General features: G+C 53.6%; 21 protein-coding genes. 3 read left to right on the forward strand and 18 right to left on the reverse strand.

Going from position 1 to position 16,275, the window contains the following annotated elements:
• Positions 1–243 precede the first annotated feature (243 nt).
• The 5 genes from ACR0BD_RS17870 to ACR0BD_RS17890 form a co-directional block, all read right to left on the reverse strand.
• Positions 244–1,401, reverse strand: coding sequence for a hypothetical protein (locus ACR0BD_RS17870; RefSeq protein WP_480832454.1), 1,158 nt, complete (start codon positions 1,399–1,401; stop codon positions 244–246).
• A 247-nt stretch (positions 1,402–1,648) separates the two neighbouring features.
• Positions 1,649–2,053: a thermonuclease family protein gene (locus ACR0BD_RS17875; protein ID WP_480832456.1), complete on the reverse strand. Its 405-nt coding sequence runs from the start codon at positions 2,051–2,053 to the stop codon at positions 1,649–1,651.
• A gap of 394 nt (positions 2,054–2,447) precedes the next feature.
• Positions 2,448–2,744, reverse strand: coding sequence for a hypothetical protein (locus ACR0BD_RS17880; RefSeq protein WP_480832458.1), 297 nt, complete (start codon positions 2,742–2,744; stop codon positions 2,448–2,450).
• A gap of 13 nt (positions 2,745–2,757) precedes the next feature.
• Positions 2,758–2,961: a hypothetical protein gene (locus ACR0BD_RS17885; protein WP_480832460.1), complete on the reverse strand. Its 204-nt coding sequence runs from the start codon at positions 2,959–2,961 to the stop codon at positions 2,758–2,760.
• Positions 2,962–3,518: 557 nt separating this feature from the next.
• On the reverse strand, positions 3,519–3,710 hold the full coding sequence (locus ACR0BD_RS17890) for a hypothetical protein (RefSeq protein ID WP_480832462.1): 192 nt from the start codon (positions 3,708–3,710) through the stop codon (positions 3,519–3,521).
• A 209-nt stretch (positions 3,711–3,919) separates the two neighbouring features.
• Here ACR0BD_RS17890 and ACR0BD_RS17895 point away from each other — a divergent pair, with 209 nt between their 5' ends.
• Both ACR0BD_RS17895 and ACR0BD_RS17900 read left to right on the forward strand, forming a co-directional pair.
• Positions 3,920–4,162 (forward strand): helix-turn-helix domain-containing protein, encoded by a 243-nt coding sequence (locus ACR0BD_RS17895; RefSeq protein WP_480832464.1) that lies wholly within the window; start codon positions 3,920–3,922, stop codon positions 4,160–4,162.
• Positions 4,159–4,692, forward strand: a complete 534-nt coding sequence (locus ACR0BD_RS17900; protein ID WP_480832466.1) for a hypothetical protein — start codon at positions 4,159–4,161, stop codon at positions 4,690–4,692. Before ACR0BD_RS17895 ends, ACR0BD_RS17900 begins: the two co-directional genes overlap by 4 nt.
• 7 nt (positions 4,693–4,699) lie before the next feature.
• Here ACR0BD_RS17900 and ACR0BD_RS17905 read toward each other — a convergent pair whose 3' ends face one another.
• Positions 4,700–5,029: a DUF995 domain-containing protein gene (locus ACR0BD_RS17905; RefSeq protein WP_480832557.1), complete on the reverse strand. Its 330-nt coding sequence runs from the start codon at positions 5,027–5,029 to the stop codon at positions 4,700–4,702.
• Positions 5,030–5,812: 783 nt separating this feature from the next.
• Here ACR0BD_RS17905 and ACR0BD_RS17910 point away from each other — a divergent pair.
• Positions 5,813–6,031 carry a hypothetical protein gene (locus tag ACR0BD_RS17910; RefSeq protein ID WP_480832468.1) on the forward strand — a complete coding sequence of 73 codons (219 nt, stop codon included), beginning with the start codon at positions 5,813–5,815 and terminating at the stop codon, positions 6,029–6,031.
• On the opposite strand, the gene ACR0BD_RS17915 is transcribed toward ACR0BD_RS17910, so the two are convergent.
• From ACR0BD_RS17915 to ACR0BD_RS17970, 12 genes are all read right to left on the reverse strand, one after another.
• On the reverse strand, positions 6,013–7,977 hold the full coding sequence (locus ACR0BD_RS17915; RefSeq protein WP_480832470.1) for a hypothetical protein: 1,965 nt from the start codon (positions 7,975–7,977) through the stop codon (positions 6,013–6,015). The two genes, ACR0BD_RS17910 and ACR0BD_RS17915, sit on opposite strands and share 19 nt — an antisense overlap.
• Positions 7,977–9,698 (reverse strand): D-alanyl-D-alanine carboxypeptidase family protein, encoded by a 1,722-nt coding sequence (locus ACR0BD_RS17920; protein WP_480832472.1) that lies wholly within the window; start codon positions 9,696–9,698, stop codon positions 7,977–7,979. The genes ACR0BD_RS17915 and ACR0BD_RS17920 overlap by 1 nt, the downstream gene beginning before the upstream one ends.
• The gene (locus tag ACR0BD_RS17925; RefSeq protein WP_480832474.1) at positions 9,695–9,949 is read right to left on the reverse strand and encodes an HGGxSTG domain-containing protein; all 255 of its coding nucleotides are present in this window, start codon (positions 9,947–9,949) and stop codon (positions 9,695–9,697) included. Before ACR0BD_RS17925 ends, ACR0BD_RS17920 begins: the two co-directional genes overlap by 4 nt.
• Complete coding sequence (locus ACR0BD_RS17930; protein ID WP_480832476.1) at positions 9,925–10,344, reverse strand: hypothetical protein; 420 nt, start codon at positions 10,342–10,344, stop codon at positions 9,925–9,927. The genes ACR0BD_RS17925 and ACR0BD_RS17930 overlap by 25 nt, the downstream gene beginning before the upstream one ends.
• Positions 10,345–10,515: 171 nt before the next feature.
• Positions 10,516–10,767 carry a hypothetical protein gene (locus ACR0BD_RS17935; protein ID WP_480832478.1) on the reverse strand — a complete coding sequence of 84 codons (252 nt, stop codon included), beginning with the start codon at positions 10,765–10,767 and terminating at the stop codon, positions 10,516–10,518.
• Complete coding sequence (locus ACR0BD_RS17940; protein ID WP_480832480.1) at positions 10,764–11,210, reverse strand: DUF5681 domain-containing protein; 447 nt, start codon at positions 11,208–11,210, stop codon at positions 10,764–10,766. The genes ACR0BD_RS17935 and ACR0BD_RS17940 overlap by 4 nt, the downstream gene beginning before the upstream one ends.
• A 294-nt stretch (positions 11,211–11,504) precedes the next feature.
• Complete coding sequence (locus ACR0BD_RS17945; RefSeq protein ID WP_480832482.1) at positions 11,505–12,020, reverse strand: helix-turn-helix domain-containing protein; 516 nt, start codon at positions 12,018–12,020, stop codon at positions 11,505–11,507.
• Complete coding sequence (locus ACR0BD_RS17950) at positions 12,020–12,874, reverse strand: DUF7146 domain-containing protein (RefSeq protein ID WP_480832484.1); 855 nt, start codon at positions 12,872–12,874, stop codon at positions 12,020–12,022. The genes ACR0BD_RS17945 and ACR0BD_RS17950 overlap by 1 nt, the downstream gene beginning before the upstream one ends.
• A gap of 100 nt (positions 12,875–12,974) precedes the next feature.
• Positions 12,975–13,346 (reverse strand): hypothetical protein, encoded by a 372-nt coding sequence (locus ACR0BD_RS17955; RefSeq protein ID WP_480832486.1) that lies wholly within the window; start codon positions 13,344–13,346, stop codon positions 12,975–12,977.
• A 106-nt stretch (positions 13,347–13,452) separates the two neighbouring features.
• Positions 13,453–13,650, reverse strand: coding sequence for a helix-turn-helix transcriptional regulator (locus ACR0BD_RS17960; protein WP_480832488.1), 198 nt, complete (start codon positions 13,648–13,650; stop codon positions 13,453–13,455).
• Between the two features lie 91 nt (positions 13,651–13,741).
• Positions 13,742–14,515, reverse strand: a complete 774-nt coding sequence (locus ACR0BD_RS17965; RefSeq protein ID WP_480832490.1) for a hypothetical protein — start codon at positions 14,513–14,515, stop codon at positions 13,742–13,744.
• On the reverse strand, positions 14,512–15,678 hold the full coding sequence (locus ACR0BD_RS17970; RefSeq protein WP_480832492.1) for a tyrosine-type recombinase/integrase: 1,167 nt from the start codon (positions 15,676–15,678) through the stop codon (positions 14,512–14,514). The genes ACR0BD_RS17965 and ACR0BD_RS17970 overlap by 4 nt, the downstream gene beginning before the upstream one ends.
• Between the last annotated feature and the right edge of the window lie 597 nt (positions 15,679–16,275).

Raw genomic sequence — 16,275 nt, forward strand, 5'->3', positions numbered from 1 at the left:
AAGCCTAAAAAGGACAGCAGCAAAAGGCTGCGAAATGGCCTGTTTTTTTCCGGTTGTAAGCGCCAAACAGACAGGGCTTAACCTCCTAATTGTGAACTTTCAAATGTCCGGTTAGGGTCCAAATCAACCGATGCTGCGCATTGCATTAAAGTCAGCTATCGGGTTGGAGCGCCAATCCTCTCGTTGTCTGTAAGTTCTAAAATTTTCTCACTTTTCCTTTTCAATTTGCGCCAATGTTTTGGCTCACCTGAAGGGCTGCAACTCAGCATCATCTCCAAACTCGAACTCCACCCAATCATCATCCTGACGGTCGGTCTTTTCAATGCTCACGCCTCTGATCGTTTGACCGTTCTTTAAGGCGTATGCGAAAGGATTATCACCGGTCCAACCATGTGCCCTGTTGAACTCCGCAATGGTGATTTCCCCGGCCAAAAGCCTTTGGACGGCCCGCGCTGACATTTTCAATTTGCCACCTCCTTGCTTAAAGCCTCCCCAAGCCCCAATACTGTAGTCGACCTTTGTGACATTTTGTGCCGCCGATCGAGCATTGCTGTTTGGTTGTGGCCAACTCGCCATGCGCTCGTTCAAGCTGTCGGCCATTTCAGCCAGAATGACTTTCGTACCTGGTGCGATGTCCGCCCATTCTTCCCTTACTGCTCGAGTTGCGCTGAATTCCTTTTCAAATTGCCGAATCCCGTCGCTCACTTCGACAACCGTGAACATAAGTACCACATCGATGCTTGAATGCCTCCGCAAGAACTCGGACACTATCTCTTCTCTACCTGGCCGGCCGTCGATGCCTCCTTTACGCATCGCGTCCGATCCACCATCACACAGCAAGACAAGCCTAATTGCCCCTTTGGGAGTGTTTTTCAGCTGTTCCGCTTTTTCCTTCAGCCTGTTCCAGACAGGGTTTCTGTCGATGTTCAGAACGCTTGTATAGCTTGGATGCCCCCACGAGGCGAAATCTGACTTTGGCTTAAATTCGATCTCAATCGAGTAATCTTCTGTTCGAAACAGTTGTTTGTGACCGTAATCTTCTTTCTGCAACCGCTCTCTGATGTAAGGTTGAAGTTCATTCTTGAAAAACTCCGCGCGCTTATTTCCTCTCGGAATCAGCAACATCACCTTGCGGCGGTCGTATCGGCCTTTGTTAATACTGTCGGCTTGGACGTGAAATTGTGTGAGGTCTGACCCGTATTTTTTTGCAACCCGATCAAGTTCATCAAGAAAGAAGTCGATTGGGTTCTGCTCATGATAGCCTTTGTCCGAAACGCTGGTGATGTCTCCGACGATCAAAGCCTTCGATTTAGGGAGTTTGCACTGAAAATCCGGTTTTCGACCATCGGCCAAAGGTTCCTCGTGCTGAAACTCGGGAAAGCCGGAAAACATGTTCAGCATCACCACCTCCCACATCGCAGGAAGTCGATCACCTGATCTCTGGTTAAGCTTCGCTACAAGATCGTTTCTCTGTGTTAACGTTAGCCGATCGACAAGGTGGTCTAAACATTGCTGAATATACCGTCGTGAGAAAATGAAAGGCATGCGCAGCTTCTACATTAGCTTCGGTCCAAATAGAAAGCTCGCTTGGCATTTAGCAGACATTCACACCATACGCGTAAAGGCCCCCACGTCCGCAGAGCCGCCATCAGATACTTCGGCGGCAGTATCCAGTCCGTCTGAGGCATGACTTGGCGACCGCTGTCTCAAAGTGCCTGTATCGACCACCAGAATACCGGCGGCAATCTAAGGCGTGTCCTGCGGCTATAACTGCGGCCCCGATATCCACGCCATCGGCGTAGCATACCCCTACCCAGCGATCGTGTGTGCGTTCCCCATTCAGATCGCAGGTCACCGACTTGCCGCGCAGGTAGTTAACCATCCAGCGCTTGGCGTTCTGACCCGAGCGCGAGTCGAGTTCGGGCGCGTCCACACCGTTCAAGCGTACCGGTGCTCCATCCACAACGATTGTGTCTGCATCTCGAACGTAAGTGCCGCCTGCGTGGGCTGTGGTGGCCAGGATGAGGATCGCGATGGCTAGGAGGTGTTTCACCTGCTCTGATTCCCGCTAAATTGGGTTGTCCCAATACTGACTTTCGGGGACATATCCGGTACCGCCACACTCAACACAGCTAACCGTTTCATCACTGCCGAGTTTCGCCACATTGCTTTGGCTCAAACATAGCCGACAGGTAACTGTGTCGACCTGGTCTTTGATCCATTTGACTGCAGCCTCATAATTTTGGGGGCCAACCTCACTGGAATAATGGAGACGCCCTTCTACTACCTCACCGACCCTCCATGTAGTGACCGTTCCCGCCTCTGGGCAGTCAACGTCGCGCCTTTCCACAAAGTATTTCCCAAAGGGCTTAACTTCACCGTTTTGCATCTTTTCTCCTATTCGTCGCCTACAATTCTTAGCCAATTTAGATGCAGACCAACGACATTTACTTGCGCCAGCCTCCCAACAGCATGACACATGGTTCACCGCCGCCTGATTCTCGTTCAGTCACCGCATGAGATTTCAGAAAACCCATCGGCGTCGTGTTAGAATACCCCTTTTTCCCTTCAAACCAGTCTCGCACGAATGTGGATATGACCTTTGGTTCAGATGTCGTGTATCCTGTAACAGGCTTTTCAATGTTGATACCCATCTGAGTGAGCGCCTCTAGGGTGATATCCAAGTCTGTGGCGTCTTTGTCTAGTTTGCGCTTAGCGACCTTTACGGCTTGGGTTCGGTTCATGATCTCTGCTGCCTTAAAGAATAGAAAATGCCATTCCGGCCCCAAATCCGACGAAAACCATTGTCAAACTCCAAATGCTAACTTGAGAACCCAGAATCGTCATGTGCCACTGGGTAACGCTTTCGATTTGGTTCTCATCCAAGCCTTGTGATTTCAAAAACGTTCGGATTTTCTTTTCTTCTTTTGGAGAAAAATAAACAGCACTTTCCCAAGGCATTCAGCTTTTCCTATTCTTTGTCTGCAGGCAATTCGCGAGCAGCGCTGCCTTTGGCTTTTAATACTTGATCGGGCATCCAATGATCTGGCACTTCGGTACCAACAATCTGTCGGACTAACGCGACTACAGCACTACGCTTCATTTCAGGGTTGTGCCACAGCGAAACGATGGTTTCACCTGCTGACCCAAAAGAAGCCCCAAAACGGCAAAAAACGCCCGACCTTGCGGGCCGGGCACAGTTTACTGAAGTACAAGACTTTTAAAGCTCGGCCAGCCGCCTTTCACACGTCCCAGCCAGCGCCACAGGGGAGATAGGTTCCGTTTTCGTCTTTTCGGTGAAGTGACACCACGCGGCCTTTGACTTGAGCCGTGAAAACACTGCGCTCCTGGTCCTGCCAGCCATCGCCATAGTTCACGCGAAGTCCGCCAAAGAAATCCGCGCGGGCCAGAGACCCGTCATTTAGCAGGTACAGGAAATCGCCCCATCCTTTGGTCGGGTAGCAGAGCGCCGTGATGTCCTCGTCCCGCCAATGGCTGACAGGGGCTACAAATAGGACTTAAGACGTCTCAACGGTTGTCGCGTTGCTTGAGATCCGCTCAATCTCCGATACAGGAACGTCGGTCAACCAGTCGACCCATTTGTCCATGGAAATCCCAGTCGACTGACGTAGCGATTTCAACGCATCAACGAGTCTCTTGTCTTCTTCGTCCGTAAGATCTGACCAGCCCGAAACGCCAGCCAGGGCCATTGCACCTCCCAAAACGGGAACAGTTGCAGCGCCGGTCAACATAGAGCGACGGTTATATTTTAAGGGAAAGTTAAAACTTCCGCATTCAGGTGATAAGTTCATTTTCGGGAGCCTTTACTTGTGATTTTGCTTACTGTGTATTAACTATAGATACAGGGTTAACATTAAATCAATACCCTGTTTGCATTTTTGCATACGAGGTCTTCACAATGACACCCGCGCAACTTAGGATGGCCCGAAACGCTTTGAGAATAGGCACAAGGGAACTGGCAGGGATTGCCGGTGTTTCGTTCACCACCATCAGTCGATTTGAGACAGAAAAAGGTGGGATGCAGCATTCAAGCGCTGAAGCCATTAGAAAGGCTTTGGAATCTCAGGGCATTCAATTCCTGGACGAAGGTGATACGGCCAACGGGGTGGGTGTGGTGCTTTCCAGAGCGGACGCGGAATGAGGTTCATAGTCAGTTTGGCAAGTTGTGCGGCGCTCTGTATCATGATGGCGCCTAGTGCATCGCATTCTTCACCTGATTGGAACTGCATTGAACCCGCGCTTAAAGACGAGCTTGGCTTGAAGTTGAGGTTTCAGGACGACTTTGCCGAAATCGTATCCGCCAAACGCCCCGAGTTTCTTGAGGTCGCTTCATTGGTTGCGGAAGCTTCGAAAGTTAACTTCTCGATGCGTTTTTCGCGAATAGTTTGGCTTTGGGATACTCATCCAGCGCGTTTCGCTGATCCCAATGACTTTTGGGTGTTATCTTGGAGCGATGAGGACGCATCAAATTGGCGTGCGGCAGACGCGGGCAACGCTGCGGCGGAAAAGCGCCTGGAAGAGCTGCAAGCAACCTTAAGTGAGCTTCCCATCCTGACTGAATTCCAAGCCTATGTGTCAGAAAAAAGAGCCACCAGCCCTTATCTCGAATTGTACGTGGAATTTGGCGACGACATTCGTAACGCACGCACGAGAGTCGCGGAGTGCTATTGACGCCAACTCAACAACGTAAGTTTCGGCAAGTGTCTATTAGTCTGGCTGGTTCGCCAAGTGCACCCGCCCAATACCACTTACTTTCGTGACAGAGCTTGCCTCGGTTGGTCACATACCACATTCCAATACCGACAGCCTCGCCGGTCTTGCTAATTCCTTGGTATTCACCGCCTGGACCCCAATAGGCAAAACCTCCACTGTTACTGTGACTTGTCTTACCTGAGTAAAGGTTCGCGATTTGCTGTGGGTCCGTAGGCTTCGCGCCTTTGGTTTTGACAAGCTGCTGAGAGGGAGTTTTGTGCCGAAGCGTTCGGAGGTCTGGATCGCTCGGAAGTATGGGCTAATGCCAATTGGATACAAGCGCATTGGTGCATGTCGGGGGCTCCGGGGTAAGTGATCCTGTGCCAAGAATAAAATTAGATCACCACGTTTGAATGTGATTCTGTAAGCTATCACAATGTGTTGACAACCACTATTGAGACGTGAAGTTTGCATTCACCTTTTGCGTGTGCGACCTCGACTCCTATTCATTTGGTGTTCGTTTATCATTGGTGTGAGGATTATGATGTGAAGATTTTTTTGCAGTTTTTAGTAGAGCGCCGAAGGGCTATTTTATTTTATTCGATTATTTCAATTCTCGTCATCGCTACGAAGTTTTTAGCACCAGCCTTTTACGAGAGTTCCAGATACGCGCGTTTATTGGACACTGTTCCCTTTATTTCCTTAACGCTGGGAATTTGGTGGGAGTGGATAACGTTCAACAACACCAGAAAAGCAAACAAAAACGACAGTAAAAAGGACTAATACTTTGGTTGATTTCCGCTATTGTGAACACTTGGGAAATTTGGGTACAGTTTTTGATGTATACTCTGACCAAAGGTCAGCGCCGTCCTAGTACCCCTTCAAAGAACTCGCTGTACGCTATTCACCTGTGATGAGTTTTGAAATTCGGGGTGCGAAACTGACTATAGACCGGTTTTGAAAACGGAACGAGACTTGGGGCGTAAATTACGGCCTCACCCGAGCTGCGATACTACCCATATGGAATCATTAAGAACGATTATGTTAAACTGTCAAAAGTAGCCTAGACGCATAGTCTTTTCGTGCTTAGCTTTCGGTCATGGCGGCCGTAGATCTTACCTTGTTCCAACTGTATTGCGTTATCGCAGCCTCAGCCTCGATCTTCGGTCTTATCGTGTTCTCTTTGTGGAGTGTTGTGACTGACCCGGAATACAGCTTCTCTTGGATCGGCTATTTTGCAATTGGCGTAGTCGCCCTCGCCGGCGTGATAGGACCCGCATTGTACGGAGCCTACATCCTTTATTCCGGTCTCAACTGAGGGCCAACAGCGTTCAGCATCAGTGCGCGAATGATCGCCTGTTTGGCCTTGTTTGGAATGCGCGACGCGGCACTTTGTAGCTGCGCGGGCAATTGCCCATCTGTCAGCATCCGGGCGATGATCGGCGCAACGCTCGCTTCCCGACCGGCCGTCGCATGCCCGATCAACGCGCCTCCGCCTCGTCGGGCCAGGATAGTAGCCAGCGCGCCAATGCCGGCGCTTTGCGCATCGCCTCCTGTTGCAAGCCCTGCTGCCCCACCTACACCACCTAACAAGCCTTGTTCCATTAGTTGGCGGACCGTGGTTGAATTCCCGGTCAAAGCCCGATGGGTATCAGAAAAGGTGCGCTCGTTCGCAATCTGACTGCGAACCGTTCTGGCTCCCTCTGGCCCCAATGCGGCTTGCATTGCGTCCTGCTGGCGTGTCGGGCCAAACAGCGTGTCAAGCGCGCCCGGTGTGTCCCGGCGGTTCTGCAGCTGGTCGATCTTGCCCGAGGCATAGCCCTGTGCGACCTCATCCGGGCTTGTCCTTGCAACTGCCCGTGCCCGATCCGCATAGTCGGCGGGGATGCGGGGTTTTGCACCGTCTGCGCCAAGACGCACCGCGCTTTCTCGCGCATATCTTTCAGCGGCCATATCCCGAGCACCGCCATAGGACGGTGTCAGGGCATCTGTGCGTTCCCGGAGCCGCTTTGCCAACATTCCCGCAATCGCCTGTTCATTGGTTGGCCCCTGACCCAAGGAGGGCCGTGCAAGATCATCCAGCGCATTTTTCGCCTCATCCAGCACTGCAAGAGTGGACGGTTCCCCAATGACGCCCTCAGCGGCCATGCGATCCCGTGCGAGACGTTGCCCCTGCTGCAGCGCTTTGCGGCCCATATCGGTCTGAAAAATGTCGTCAAACGCGGCCATGTCGATGTCATGCCCCAAAGAGCGCGCCTCGGCATAGGCCCGATCAATGGCAGGTTTGGCCTGCTTGCGAATACCCTGAACCAGATCATCCACCGTTTGCGGTTGATCCAGGCGCGATGCCTTAAGCAAGCTATCCGTCATCCGGTCGCTCTGGCCCGCCATACGCGCCTTGGAAGCGTTTTCCAGCAACTCTCGAGCCTCCGGACTGGAATTGGCTGCTGAACGCGCCAGAGCGCGCCCACGTTCGCCCAGAGCATCCACCACCATACCCTCTGGGCCCAGATCGTCCAGCTTGGCTGCAGACTCGGGTGTCATGGCTTGTGCAATCCGTGCCTGAGCCTGAGACGCCGGTTTTCCCACGCGACGGGCAAGGTAGTTTTTGATTGCTGGTCCGCCGGTCGCCAAGGCAGAGAGACCACCACCTGCGACTGCTCCAATTGCAGCGTTCAACGTTGCGCCTTGCGCCCGGTCCTCAAGCCCGCCGTCAGTGTTACCTGCGCCAGCCAAAGTGCCGTAAAAACCGCCATCAAATGCTGCCCCCGCAATGGCTTTTCCCGGTGTTGTTGCCTTGGCAGCCATGCTCAGACCAAGTTTACCGATACCAGCAGCACCCGCACCCAACCCTACGACGTCCCCGATCGTTGCGGCCTTCGAGTGGTGAACATCCGCCGCCATGGACCGCGCTTTTTGGTTCTTCAAGTTGCCGGAGAAATCACCGAACTCGCCACTGATCCCCGTAGCTGTGCTGCCCGCCGCTAGCAGTTCATCTCCGAAACCAAAAGCCGCTGTATCTGCAGCATTCCGCACACCTGCGCCGATAGCTTCAAAATCGCGTATGTTGGCCCTAGGAACGATACCGCTCCGACGCAAACCGGTCATCGCGCGTTCAAACAGGGATGGTTCATAGGGCGCGAGGGTCGAGCCGTCACCCTGCGGCTTTGTGGGCTCGACCATCTGCGTCTCTTGCGAACTGTATTTCTCCCAAGGCTTGCTCGGCGGGGTTGCCTTTCCGTATTTTTCCCAAGGTCCGGCCATCAGTTTACCCTCTCCCAGTTGTTGGGGTCGCCGGGGTCACCGCCAAGGTAGCGATACCCATCCTCTGTCTCGCCCACATGTGGTGTATTTGGCTGGGAAACTGCTGGGGAGGATTTGCCAACTTCCTCAGAACCTCCCTCTATCGCAGCCTCAAAATCCGCTATAGTCCACTCTCTACCCGTCCACCCTGTCAGTGTGCCGTTCTTTTCGTAATAATCAACTTGAGACTGAGTGTCCTGTGCTGCGGCTTGCATTGCCAAAGACAGACGACGAAGACGTTTCGCATTATCCGCTTCGGGCAGGCGCGGGTTGTAAGCCCGAGCAATCAGTTGCTCACCCTCCTTCGCCGTGAACTGAGCACCCAACAATAGCCGCAGGTTCCGTTGAACGACATTTTCGACGGTTTCCCGAGCCGCAACCGCGTCAGGGTTCAAGACCGTACCCGCCCAATCCGGAAGGCTTCCTACACCTGGACCTGTAAGATTACCCTTGCCGCTTTCAAGCTGGTTCGCAACGGTCTCGATCTGCGCGATTTGGCTTGCCATATCCGCACCGCCGCCTTGCGACCATGGTACGTAAGTCTTTGCAAACTCCTCGTCGACTTTTTCCTGAGCAGGCGTAACTGGCTGCGAATATTGCGTTTGCTGTCCATTCGGGCCCAAGCCGACCGATACATTGACGTTGGGCTTACCGCCTCCAATCTGAGTAATTCGGCCATCTGCGCCCCGCTGATAAGATCCAGCTGGGTCTAAACCAAATTCCGCCTCTTGTTCGGACGTCAGAACGGAGAAACCGGGCCGAGGATTGCGAACTTTGTTCAATTCGGCTTGGGCCATCTGCAATTCGATCTGCCTCATTGGGTCGCTGGCCTGCATCTCTCGTTGCATCAGGCTGTTCAGGATAGCCATACGCGCCGGGTCTTGCCGGATTGAAGGGTTGGACAGGGCCTGCGCTATCTGGGCCATTCCAGGTGAAACTGATCCCTGCGAACCACCTCGCGCGCCAGCAAGTTCAAGCTGCCATGGTTCCCAATCCATCGGAACTGCAAGCCCGTGCTTCGCGGCATTGGCCTTGAGCCATTGTGCCTCCCGGCTATTTGCATCCCTTAATAGGCCGCCATCGGCTCCGGCAAAATCCACCGCATTTCCGTGGTTGTGCTGAGAGCGACCGGCTGGGGCAACCCATTTGCGCGCGGCTTCTTCGGATCCGTATTTGGCGACTGCATCTGCAAAAAGCTGACCCTGCAACTCCGGTGAACGATAGGCCGAGGTGACTTTGAGCGCCCCCGGCCCTAGGTCCTTGTCTGCCGCTTGCAGTAGGGATGCCAGAGACGCTTGCATATCCGGTTTCAGCCCTGTGAAGCTGTCAGGGCGCGACGCAGCTCCTCCGACCGCGTATGGGGCAAAATTGAAGCCCTCTGGCGCTGCTTGCCCCGGAGCCGACGAGGCTGAACCTCCAAACAGGTCACCCCACAGTGCGTCGGCTTCGCCCTGCAATTTTGTTTCACCCTTTGCGATCTGCTTGTTCAGGCCGCGATACATCAAAGCCCGTCCTAGAGCATGCAGACCTTCGCCAGCGTTCGCAGGCGTGCGACCCATATCCGCTAAGAGCTGCTGCGCGATACGACGTTTGTTTTGAAGTTGGTCATAGGAAACGTCGGTCTCCCCTCCGAAAATAAATCCAGGTAGTTGTTTAGCTGGTTGCTCCAAGAATCCAGTCATGCTTGAGCCTCATTCTGAGAATTGGTTTCCGCCTCATACATCGCCATCGCTTTTCGAATTTCTTGCCAGCGTGCTTTCGCGCTTTCCGACTGCCTCTTGCGCCCCTCAGGTGTCTTCGAACCTGTCGATAGTCCTCCGTGCAGACGGCATCGGGTCTTCCCAACGACGGGATCCGCATTGCAGGCGGTACCGTCGGCCAGTTTTGCACCACAGGGTTTTGCTCTCTTCAGTGGCATTTTCGGAACCCCCATGAGATTACCGGGGCTTCGCCAAGAGGAAGAACACCAACTTGGTGAAATCCGATTGATTGCATGAACGAAACATGCGTCCAGCTCGTCGGCGTGTAGGCAACTACGTATTCAGGATTTTGTTGGTCCCAAAAGGCTTTCAAAATTGCCTTCGTTTCCGCTTGGGAACTGACAAGAGCATCGAGATCGAGATGAATCAGCATTTGCCATACAGACGGCAATGCGCTTGCGGAAAACGTCGTTATCACCTCATTTGAGCGCCAATATTGGACATATCCATTCAGGATAAGAAGAGCATCGTCGCCCGCAAGTTCTTCGAATTCGTCAGCGTCCAACTCGTCAGCGGGAAGGATTTGCTCCGCTTTCAAATCACTGACTTTTTCTTGTACCTGAACCATTTTTCTGACCCTCTGACTTCCCCATAATAATACCATGGTACCCCTGCCTCACATAGCTTTTGCCTTCGCCAATAGGGCCGTGAACAAGGCTGTTAGATTGGTTTTGCGAAGCACCGCGGCGTACTCAAGCTTCGAGCAGAACCGGCATGATTGGAGGCTACTCAAACAGGTCTAGGCTGTTCGATCTGAGGTTGATTGACAAAGCTGTTCAACTTTTGCCTCAAACTCGGCTTGATCTTCAAAAGCTGAACAATTGATGGATACGGAATGCCCATCACTCCAAACAACAACTGCTGAGGTGGTCGAGTCTTCGGGGTGAGTTTCCCCGTTTCGGTTCTCGTACAGTGTTCGAAAGACGGAGACTTGAACCGCGGGAGAAAGCTTTTTCTCCTCAAGTTTTTTCATACGTGTTTTTAAGTTCATTGCTTGGCCTCCAAAGCTTCAATCCTTTGCTCAATCTCGGTGGTTTCAAGAACCCTTCGAAATTGGTCGACGAGTCCCATGACAGTCGCGCCCTCTAGGGGAGTAATGTCGCCATGCGCTACGGCTTTGAGAACGGCTTGAGCCGCTTTTGATGCTTCTTCCGCTGACCCGATAGACGGTAGGTCAAACGACACGGTCGCGTCCTTTCTGGTCGGAGCAATACGCTCCATACAAAGACGAAGCGCAGTGCTGTCGCCCTCCAGCGCCATTTCTACCGCCTTTTGGGTGATTGCCTCCGATTGCCCCTCAAGCAGCCCCTCAATGGCCCGCGTTACCCGGTGGCGGGTTCCTCTGGGCTTGCCTGAGTTGCCGGCCGCAAATGTACCGTCAGGGTTTCGATCGTCCGTATTTGCCCCGTTATTTCGGTCAGGTTCACCCGTCATACTCGTTCCTCATTTGCTTGATTGGTTCGCGCGACGCCCTGCAATTCCGGTCTCGCAATCGCGTTGCAGAGGCTCGCTTTGCCGCAAAGTCCCATACCCAGCAGAACTTGCTCTAAAGTGTCCACTTCGTTCAGGGGTATATGGCTAGATGTATATATGGGGGAGTTTTTACCCACAGTAGAAGGCTCATTTGGGCCAAAAGCGGGGGAATTTTTACGCCTTTGATTTTCCAAATGGGTAATTTTTCCCCCACCCATGGGTAATTTTTCCCCCAAGGAATGGGGAATTTTTACCCTAGGCTTTTTCTTTTTCAGGGTCGGTTTCCAGCGCATGAATTCCTTCGTTGCCGAACCCTCTGACGTCTTCTCTTCGGTCAGGCGATATGTGGCGGATTGGCCGATGCCGGAGGGTCCGAGGCAGTGCCCGCGGGTGACCACAATGAACCCGCGCTAATTCCTTCGTTGCCGAACCCTCTGACGTCTTCTCTTCGGTCAGGCGATATGTGGCGGATTGGCCGATGCCGGAGGGTCCGAGGCAGTGCCCGCGGGTGACCACAATGAACCCGCGCTCTAACAAGATTTCGAAGTAACCAGAGACAGTTTTCCGGTCTACGTTCAGCGCTTTTGCAGCGTCGCGATGGCTAAGGAATATATCGCCGTTGTTGCCGCCGTTGTAGCGGCGTTTCAATTCCACATACAGCGCACGAGGGCCCGGCTTCAAAGTGGACCAGGCCTGCGAAGCCTGAAGCCACTCCATTAATTGAACGTGGCGAGGACCGCCACGCTTGTTTGACTTGTACGCGCCAGCCATCAAGCTGGTCTCCGTAGCAAGACATCATTCGAGTCCTGCCCGTCAGGAACGGACGTCATCGATACCCTCCAACCAAGGGAATTGGCGCGGCTGGCCATCGCGTGACCGGCGTCCCGTCCGGCTTCATCGCCATCGGTCGCAACAATCAGGCTCGTTGGGCGATCTGGTAGGCGCACGGTTTTCAGGCCCGATGTGCTGAGCGTGGCCCAAACCGTCGCAGGGCCGTCTAGAAGACCGGACAGCAGCGACAGGCCGGTTTCAATGCCCTCGCACACTACAAACGGTCCCTTTGCCTCCGACAAAGCCACTGCACCGCCAGCACACGGCCCCAGCATCATTTTGGCGTTCTTCTGAAGGCGGTTGCCTTTCTTGTCGAAAAACGTCCGATGAACCCCGCCGGTTGAGACGTTGGCCACCATAGCCATGCACCAGGACATTGACGGGCCGTGGAACAGATCCGGCGAAAAGCGCAGGGGCGGCGGCAGGGGGCAGGTAATACCCCGACCCCTCAGGTAAGTCTCTGCCTTGGTGCCTTCGATCGGGCAGGACGCTTCCCACAGGCCGCGCGCCTGCCTGAGTTTGTTAGCCTCGTATTCGGCCCGCTTTTTGTCAGCCTGCCTCTGTGCTTCAGGGTCAACCTGCGTTTGGCTGGCCGGGATATCTGCCGCGTTGGCAATGTCTGCAAACCTGCATCGGCCCTTGAAGCAATATAGCAGCAGCTTGCCGCCGGATTCAGTGATTGAAAGTGCGGTTTGGTCTCGACGGCGTTCAGGCTGGCAAACCGGGCAGGGCGCAGAACCGCGCCCAGCGCGCCAGACACCGCCAAGATTGAAAGTGAGGGACTCCGCGTTCATCAGTTAGTCTCCCCGTAGAGCAAGGTAGCAATCAGTCGTGCCGCGGTTTCCGAGAGGCCGTGTTTGCGGCGCAGGGTGTGGGTTTGGAGCTTGCGGGTCTTCATGAGCGCTGCTCCTTACCGTCAATAGGAGTCACTTTGCTGACGAGGCGATAGACACCATAGCGCACTCTCCCGGTAGCCTTGTCGCTGCCGTACAAATCGGTTTCGATGCAAACTCCGAAATCGTGCTTCAGGACCCGGACAAATTCGCCAATCCGGCAACGGCTGGCGCAGTAAACCGGGCGATCGATCAGGCCATCCAGAACGCGACGGGTAAGCTTGCTGACAGTGATGACATGACTTGCACCCGAACCATCCTCAACGAGGTACTGCGCTGGGGAAGTGCTGTTCGGAAAGTCCTGCCAGCGTTCTGCCGACAGGGTATTGGGTGGTGGTGAGAGGGGTTTGGTACTGGTGTTCTGCTTAGGCATAATCTGCCTCCTTGGTTGCACCAAGGGCGAGAAACGGTTACATTCGCGACTGTTCCATCAGTCGAAAATTTGTCCGCCCGCGCCCTGTAATGGGTGCGGGTTTCGTTTAAGCGGCGGTCGGTTCGACGCGCTGCTCATTCAACCATTTGATGATGTCTGCGCCGGAGTAGAGAATACGACTGCCAGACTTGATATAGGCAGGGCCTTTGCCCTCGTGACGCCATTGTGCGAGCGTTTGCTTTTTCGCAATTCGGCGGTCTTCGACCGCCTGCGGTGTGAATAGTTGGTTAGGGTCAATATCCATCTCGATACCTCTCAATAGCTGGAGTATCGCGACGGTATTTGCAGGTATTTAGGACAGCACGCAGCGGTGTCCCAACTAACCGGTGTCCGGGCTAGCTTTTGTCGGCGTGCCTATTCCAAATCTTTCGGTTGGCGTCAGCGCTGGCACCTAGGCCATCGTGCTGGTAGGCGTACAGCGCTGCTTTTGATATGCTCATGCCGGAGTTTATCTGCTCGCGCATTGCATTAAGGATCGCCTTCCTGTTTGGCTCGTGGTGCCTTGCTGTTGTTACACCCCCGGTTTCCCTGCCGGAGCGCACCTGCCGCCCAAGGATGACGTTTTTTTCGTGCTCATCCTTCATTCGCTGTTCAGTTTCAAGTTTGCCAAGCTCCACTGCCGAGTGCGTCAATAGAACCAGAAGTTCTTCCATGCCCAAAGCCTGTGCTCGAGCTTGTGCATACTTGAGGTCGATCTGAGCAAGCATAACGGCCATTCTCGCAGCATACCAAAGGTCGGAGTGGTCTTCTGACGGACAGTGCCATAACGCGCAAAGAAAGTAGCCGAACTGATGTTGTGCCTTAATGTAAGCATCACCCTTGAAGACTGCCACAGGCCATTCGATAGGCTCAAGAATGCCGTCAGGGTCGATTAGTGTGAACGGGTCAGGCAGTGATTGTTCCTTGAATACTTTTCTGCACGTCGCTTCAATCTCGCGCCTGACTTCGATGAAAGGCCGGGCCGGGTCTTTGCGAATGTTCGATGGCAGAAGCTCATCTGACCTAGCTGCGGCTCGGTAAGGGGCGTCATAAAGTGTTTTTTCCCGGTCGTAGAAGGTGATACCAGAACCAACACGCACAACGTTCTTAGACTTGTCGCCCCCGGTCATATCCTTACAACCTTTCCGCCATCGTCCTGTGCTCCGGACCCACTGACGGTTGCCGCCAACACCTCCAGTGCCGCGCGTTTTTCGTCCCGATATGTCGCGCGGTCATAGATAGCTGTAACGCTGCTATCAGAATGTCCCAACACCCTTTCCACGACGAACCTGTTTGCCTTCCCAGCCTCGTTGCCCGTGGTCATAAGCGTTGCGGCGGTTCGCCGGATATCGTGAAAACGCCAATCTGAGGTTTCTGAGTTTTTCTGCAGCAAGTTCTTTATCTTGGTTCCAGGCGCTATTGGCACTTTACCGTTGCTGGAGAACACATAATCACCTCGACGTTTAACACCGGCTATCAAATCGCCCAGAGCGCCGGACAACGGCACCTCATGGGCCGTAGCATTGTCAGTATTCGTCGCCTTTATCTTTTCCTTTGGAATAACCCATACGCCGCCATGTATCTCGTCATAGCGCATCTGGGCGACATTGCTGAGGCGTTGTGCGCTCAGCATCAGCGCCCGTGTGAAATCTCCAAAAGGATAAGGCATTTCGAAGGCCACAGCATAAACTGATTGCCATTCATCCAATGACAAAACACGGTCGCGTCGCGCTATCTTCGTGCCGGTTTTCAGCTTCTCCCATGGGTTCGCAGCAATCATTTGCTCCTCGGCACACCATGCGAGAAATGGGCGTAGATACCGAACAACTGCTCCTGCCCGGTTCGCAGATGATTTCTTGCTAACATGGGCCCGAAGGTCTTGGCCGTGATGAAAGGTTAAGTCTGTAGCTCTGACATGGCCGATCCGATCCTTGGCCCAATTGTCCCAGACAGATTGAACATCCCGCCATGCCCTCATGTCGTCTTCACGTGCTGTCTTGTAGGCGTCGAACAGATCCGACACAGTTTTGATGCCCGGGTCAGAGCGCATGGTGTGCGCCCGCTCTTTGGCTTCCTCTGCCAGCTTACGGGCTTGTTTGACGTTGACAGTTGGGAAGGTGCCGAGGCGTTCACGCTGGCGGCGCTTGCCGCGTTGTATGACAACCTCCCAAACCTTCTGGCCACGCTTGCCGATCCGCAGCACTAAGCCGCGCACAATCTCGTCACGGACCTCATAGCCCCTGTCCTTGGGCTTCAAGCCATCTGCTTTGCTCTCGTTCAGTCGGAGTTTCATTTTTTTGTGCGTATTTTGTGCATTTTGTGCGTTAGGCAGGAATACTTCTCTATATACCGGGTTACACTAACCCCGCAATTCCATAAGCATAGATATGAGAGCGTATCAGCGGATATTAAAGAGCAGCGGAATCATAATCCGCGTGTCGGGGGTTCAAGTCCCTCCTCCGCTACCAAAACTTCCCTCTATTGCACTATCGCGGCCTAAAAGCAGACCCAGGCTACGCTCTTTGATCAGAATTGGGATAGACCGGGCGAGTATCGCACACAGGTGGCGCTAATATTCATGATTGGGTTTGGTGAACAGACTTTCGCCGTGGTCGCCGATAACACCATGCAGTGGTTTAAGCGTGGACTTCCCGGCACAATGTTCAAACGCATGAAAGTCTCGAGCAAACTTGCAGGGAAACGACCTTCGTCAAACTCTGCTTATTCAATGAAACGTTGGCTGTTGTTCAACAAAACCTTCGACTTTTCGCCAGTTAAATCTTGAGTTTGCCCCCTTGGGTACCTGTGCTGATCAAGACCAAGCGATACCGAAGGTCTGATACTCGGCTAGGGAGAGCAGCGAAGGAAGCACCAAGAATTGGGTTTTGCA

The sequence above is a fragment of the Ruegeria sp. G5 genome, from assembly GCF_056533365.1.

Coding starts and splice junctions, on each gene's coding strand:
- ACR0BD_RS17870 (WP_480832454.1), bottom strand. CDS start 1,401: ATGCTGAACATGTTTTCCGGCTTTCCCGAGTTTCAGCACGAGGAACCT.
- ACR0BD_RS17880 (WP_480832458.1), bottom strand. CDS start 2,744: ATGAACCGAACCCAAGCCGTAAAGGTCGCTAAGCGCAAACTAGACAAA.
- ACR0BD_RS17885 (WP_480832460.1), bottom strand. CDS start 2,961: ATGCCTTGGGAAAGTGCTGTTTATTTTTCTCCAAAAGAAGAAAAGAAA.
- ACR0BD_RS17890 (WP_480832462.1), bottom strand. CDS start 3,710: ATGGCCCTGGCTGGCGTTTCGGGCTGGTCAGATCTTACGGACGAAGAA.
- ACR0BD_RS17895 (WP_480832464.1), top strand. CDS start 3,920: ATGACACCCGCGCAACTTAGGATGGCCCGAAACGCTTTGAGAATAGGC.
- ACR0BD_RS17900 (WP_480832466.1), top strand. CDS start 4,159: ATGAGGTTCATAGTCAGTTTGGCAAGTTGTGCGGCGCTCTGTATCATG.
- ACR0BD_RS17910 (WP_480832468.1), top strand. CDS start 5,813: ATGGCGGCCGTAGATCTTACCTTGTTCCAACTGTATTGCGTTATCGCA.
- ACR0BD_RS17915 (WP_480832470.1), bottom strand. CDS start 7,977: ATGGCCGGACCTTGGGAAAAATACGGAAAGGCAACCCCGCCGAGCAAG.
- ACR0BD_RS17920 (WP_480832472.1), bottom strand. CDS start 9,698: ATGACTGGATTCTTGGAGCAACCAGCTAAACAACTACCTGGATTTATT.
- ACR0BD_RS17925 (WP_480832474.1), bottom strand. CDS start 9,949: ATGGGGGTTCCGAAAATGCCACTGAAGAGAGCAAAACCCTGTGGTGCA.
- ACR0BD_RS17930 (WP_480832476.1), bottom strand. CDS start 10,344: ATGGTTCAGGTACAAGAAAAAGTCAGTGATTTGAAAGCGGAGCAAATC.
- ACR0BD_RS17935 (WP_480832478.1), bottom strand. CDS start 10,767: ATGAACTTAAAAACACGTATGAAAAAACTTGAGGAGAAAAAGCTTTCT.
- ACR0BD_RS17940 (WP_480832480.1), bottom strand. CDS start 11,210: ATGACGGGTGAACCTGACCGAAATAACGGGGCAAATACGGACGATCGA.
- ACR0BD_RS17945 (WP_480832482.1), bottom strand. CDS start 12,020: ATGGCTGGCGCGTACAAGTCAAACAAGCGTGGCGGTCCTCGCCACGTT.
- ACR0BD_RS17950 (WP_480832484.1), bottom strand. CDS start 12,874: ATGAACGCGGAGTCCCTCACTTTCAATCTTGGCGGTGTCTGGCGCGCT.
- ACR0BD_RS17955 (WP_480832486.1), bottom strand. CDS start 13,346: ATGCCTAAGCAGAACACCAGTACCAAACCCCTCTCACCACCACCCAAT.
- ACR0BD_RS17960 (WP_480832488.1), bottom strand. CDS start 13,650: ATGGATATTGACCCTAACCAACTATTCACACCGCAGGCGGTCGAAGAC.
- ACR0BD_RS17965 (WP_480832490.1), bottom strand. CDS start 14,515: ATGACCGGGGGCGACAAGTCTAAGAACGTTGTGCGTGTTGGTTCTGGT.
- ACR0BD_RS17970 (WP_480832492.1), bottom strand. CDS start 15,678: ATGAAACTCCGACTGAACGAGAGCAAAGCAGATGGCTTGAAGCCCAAG.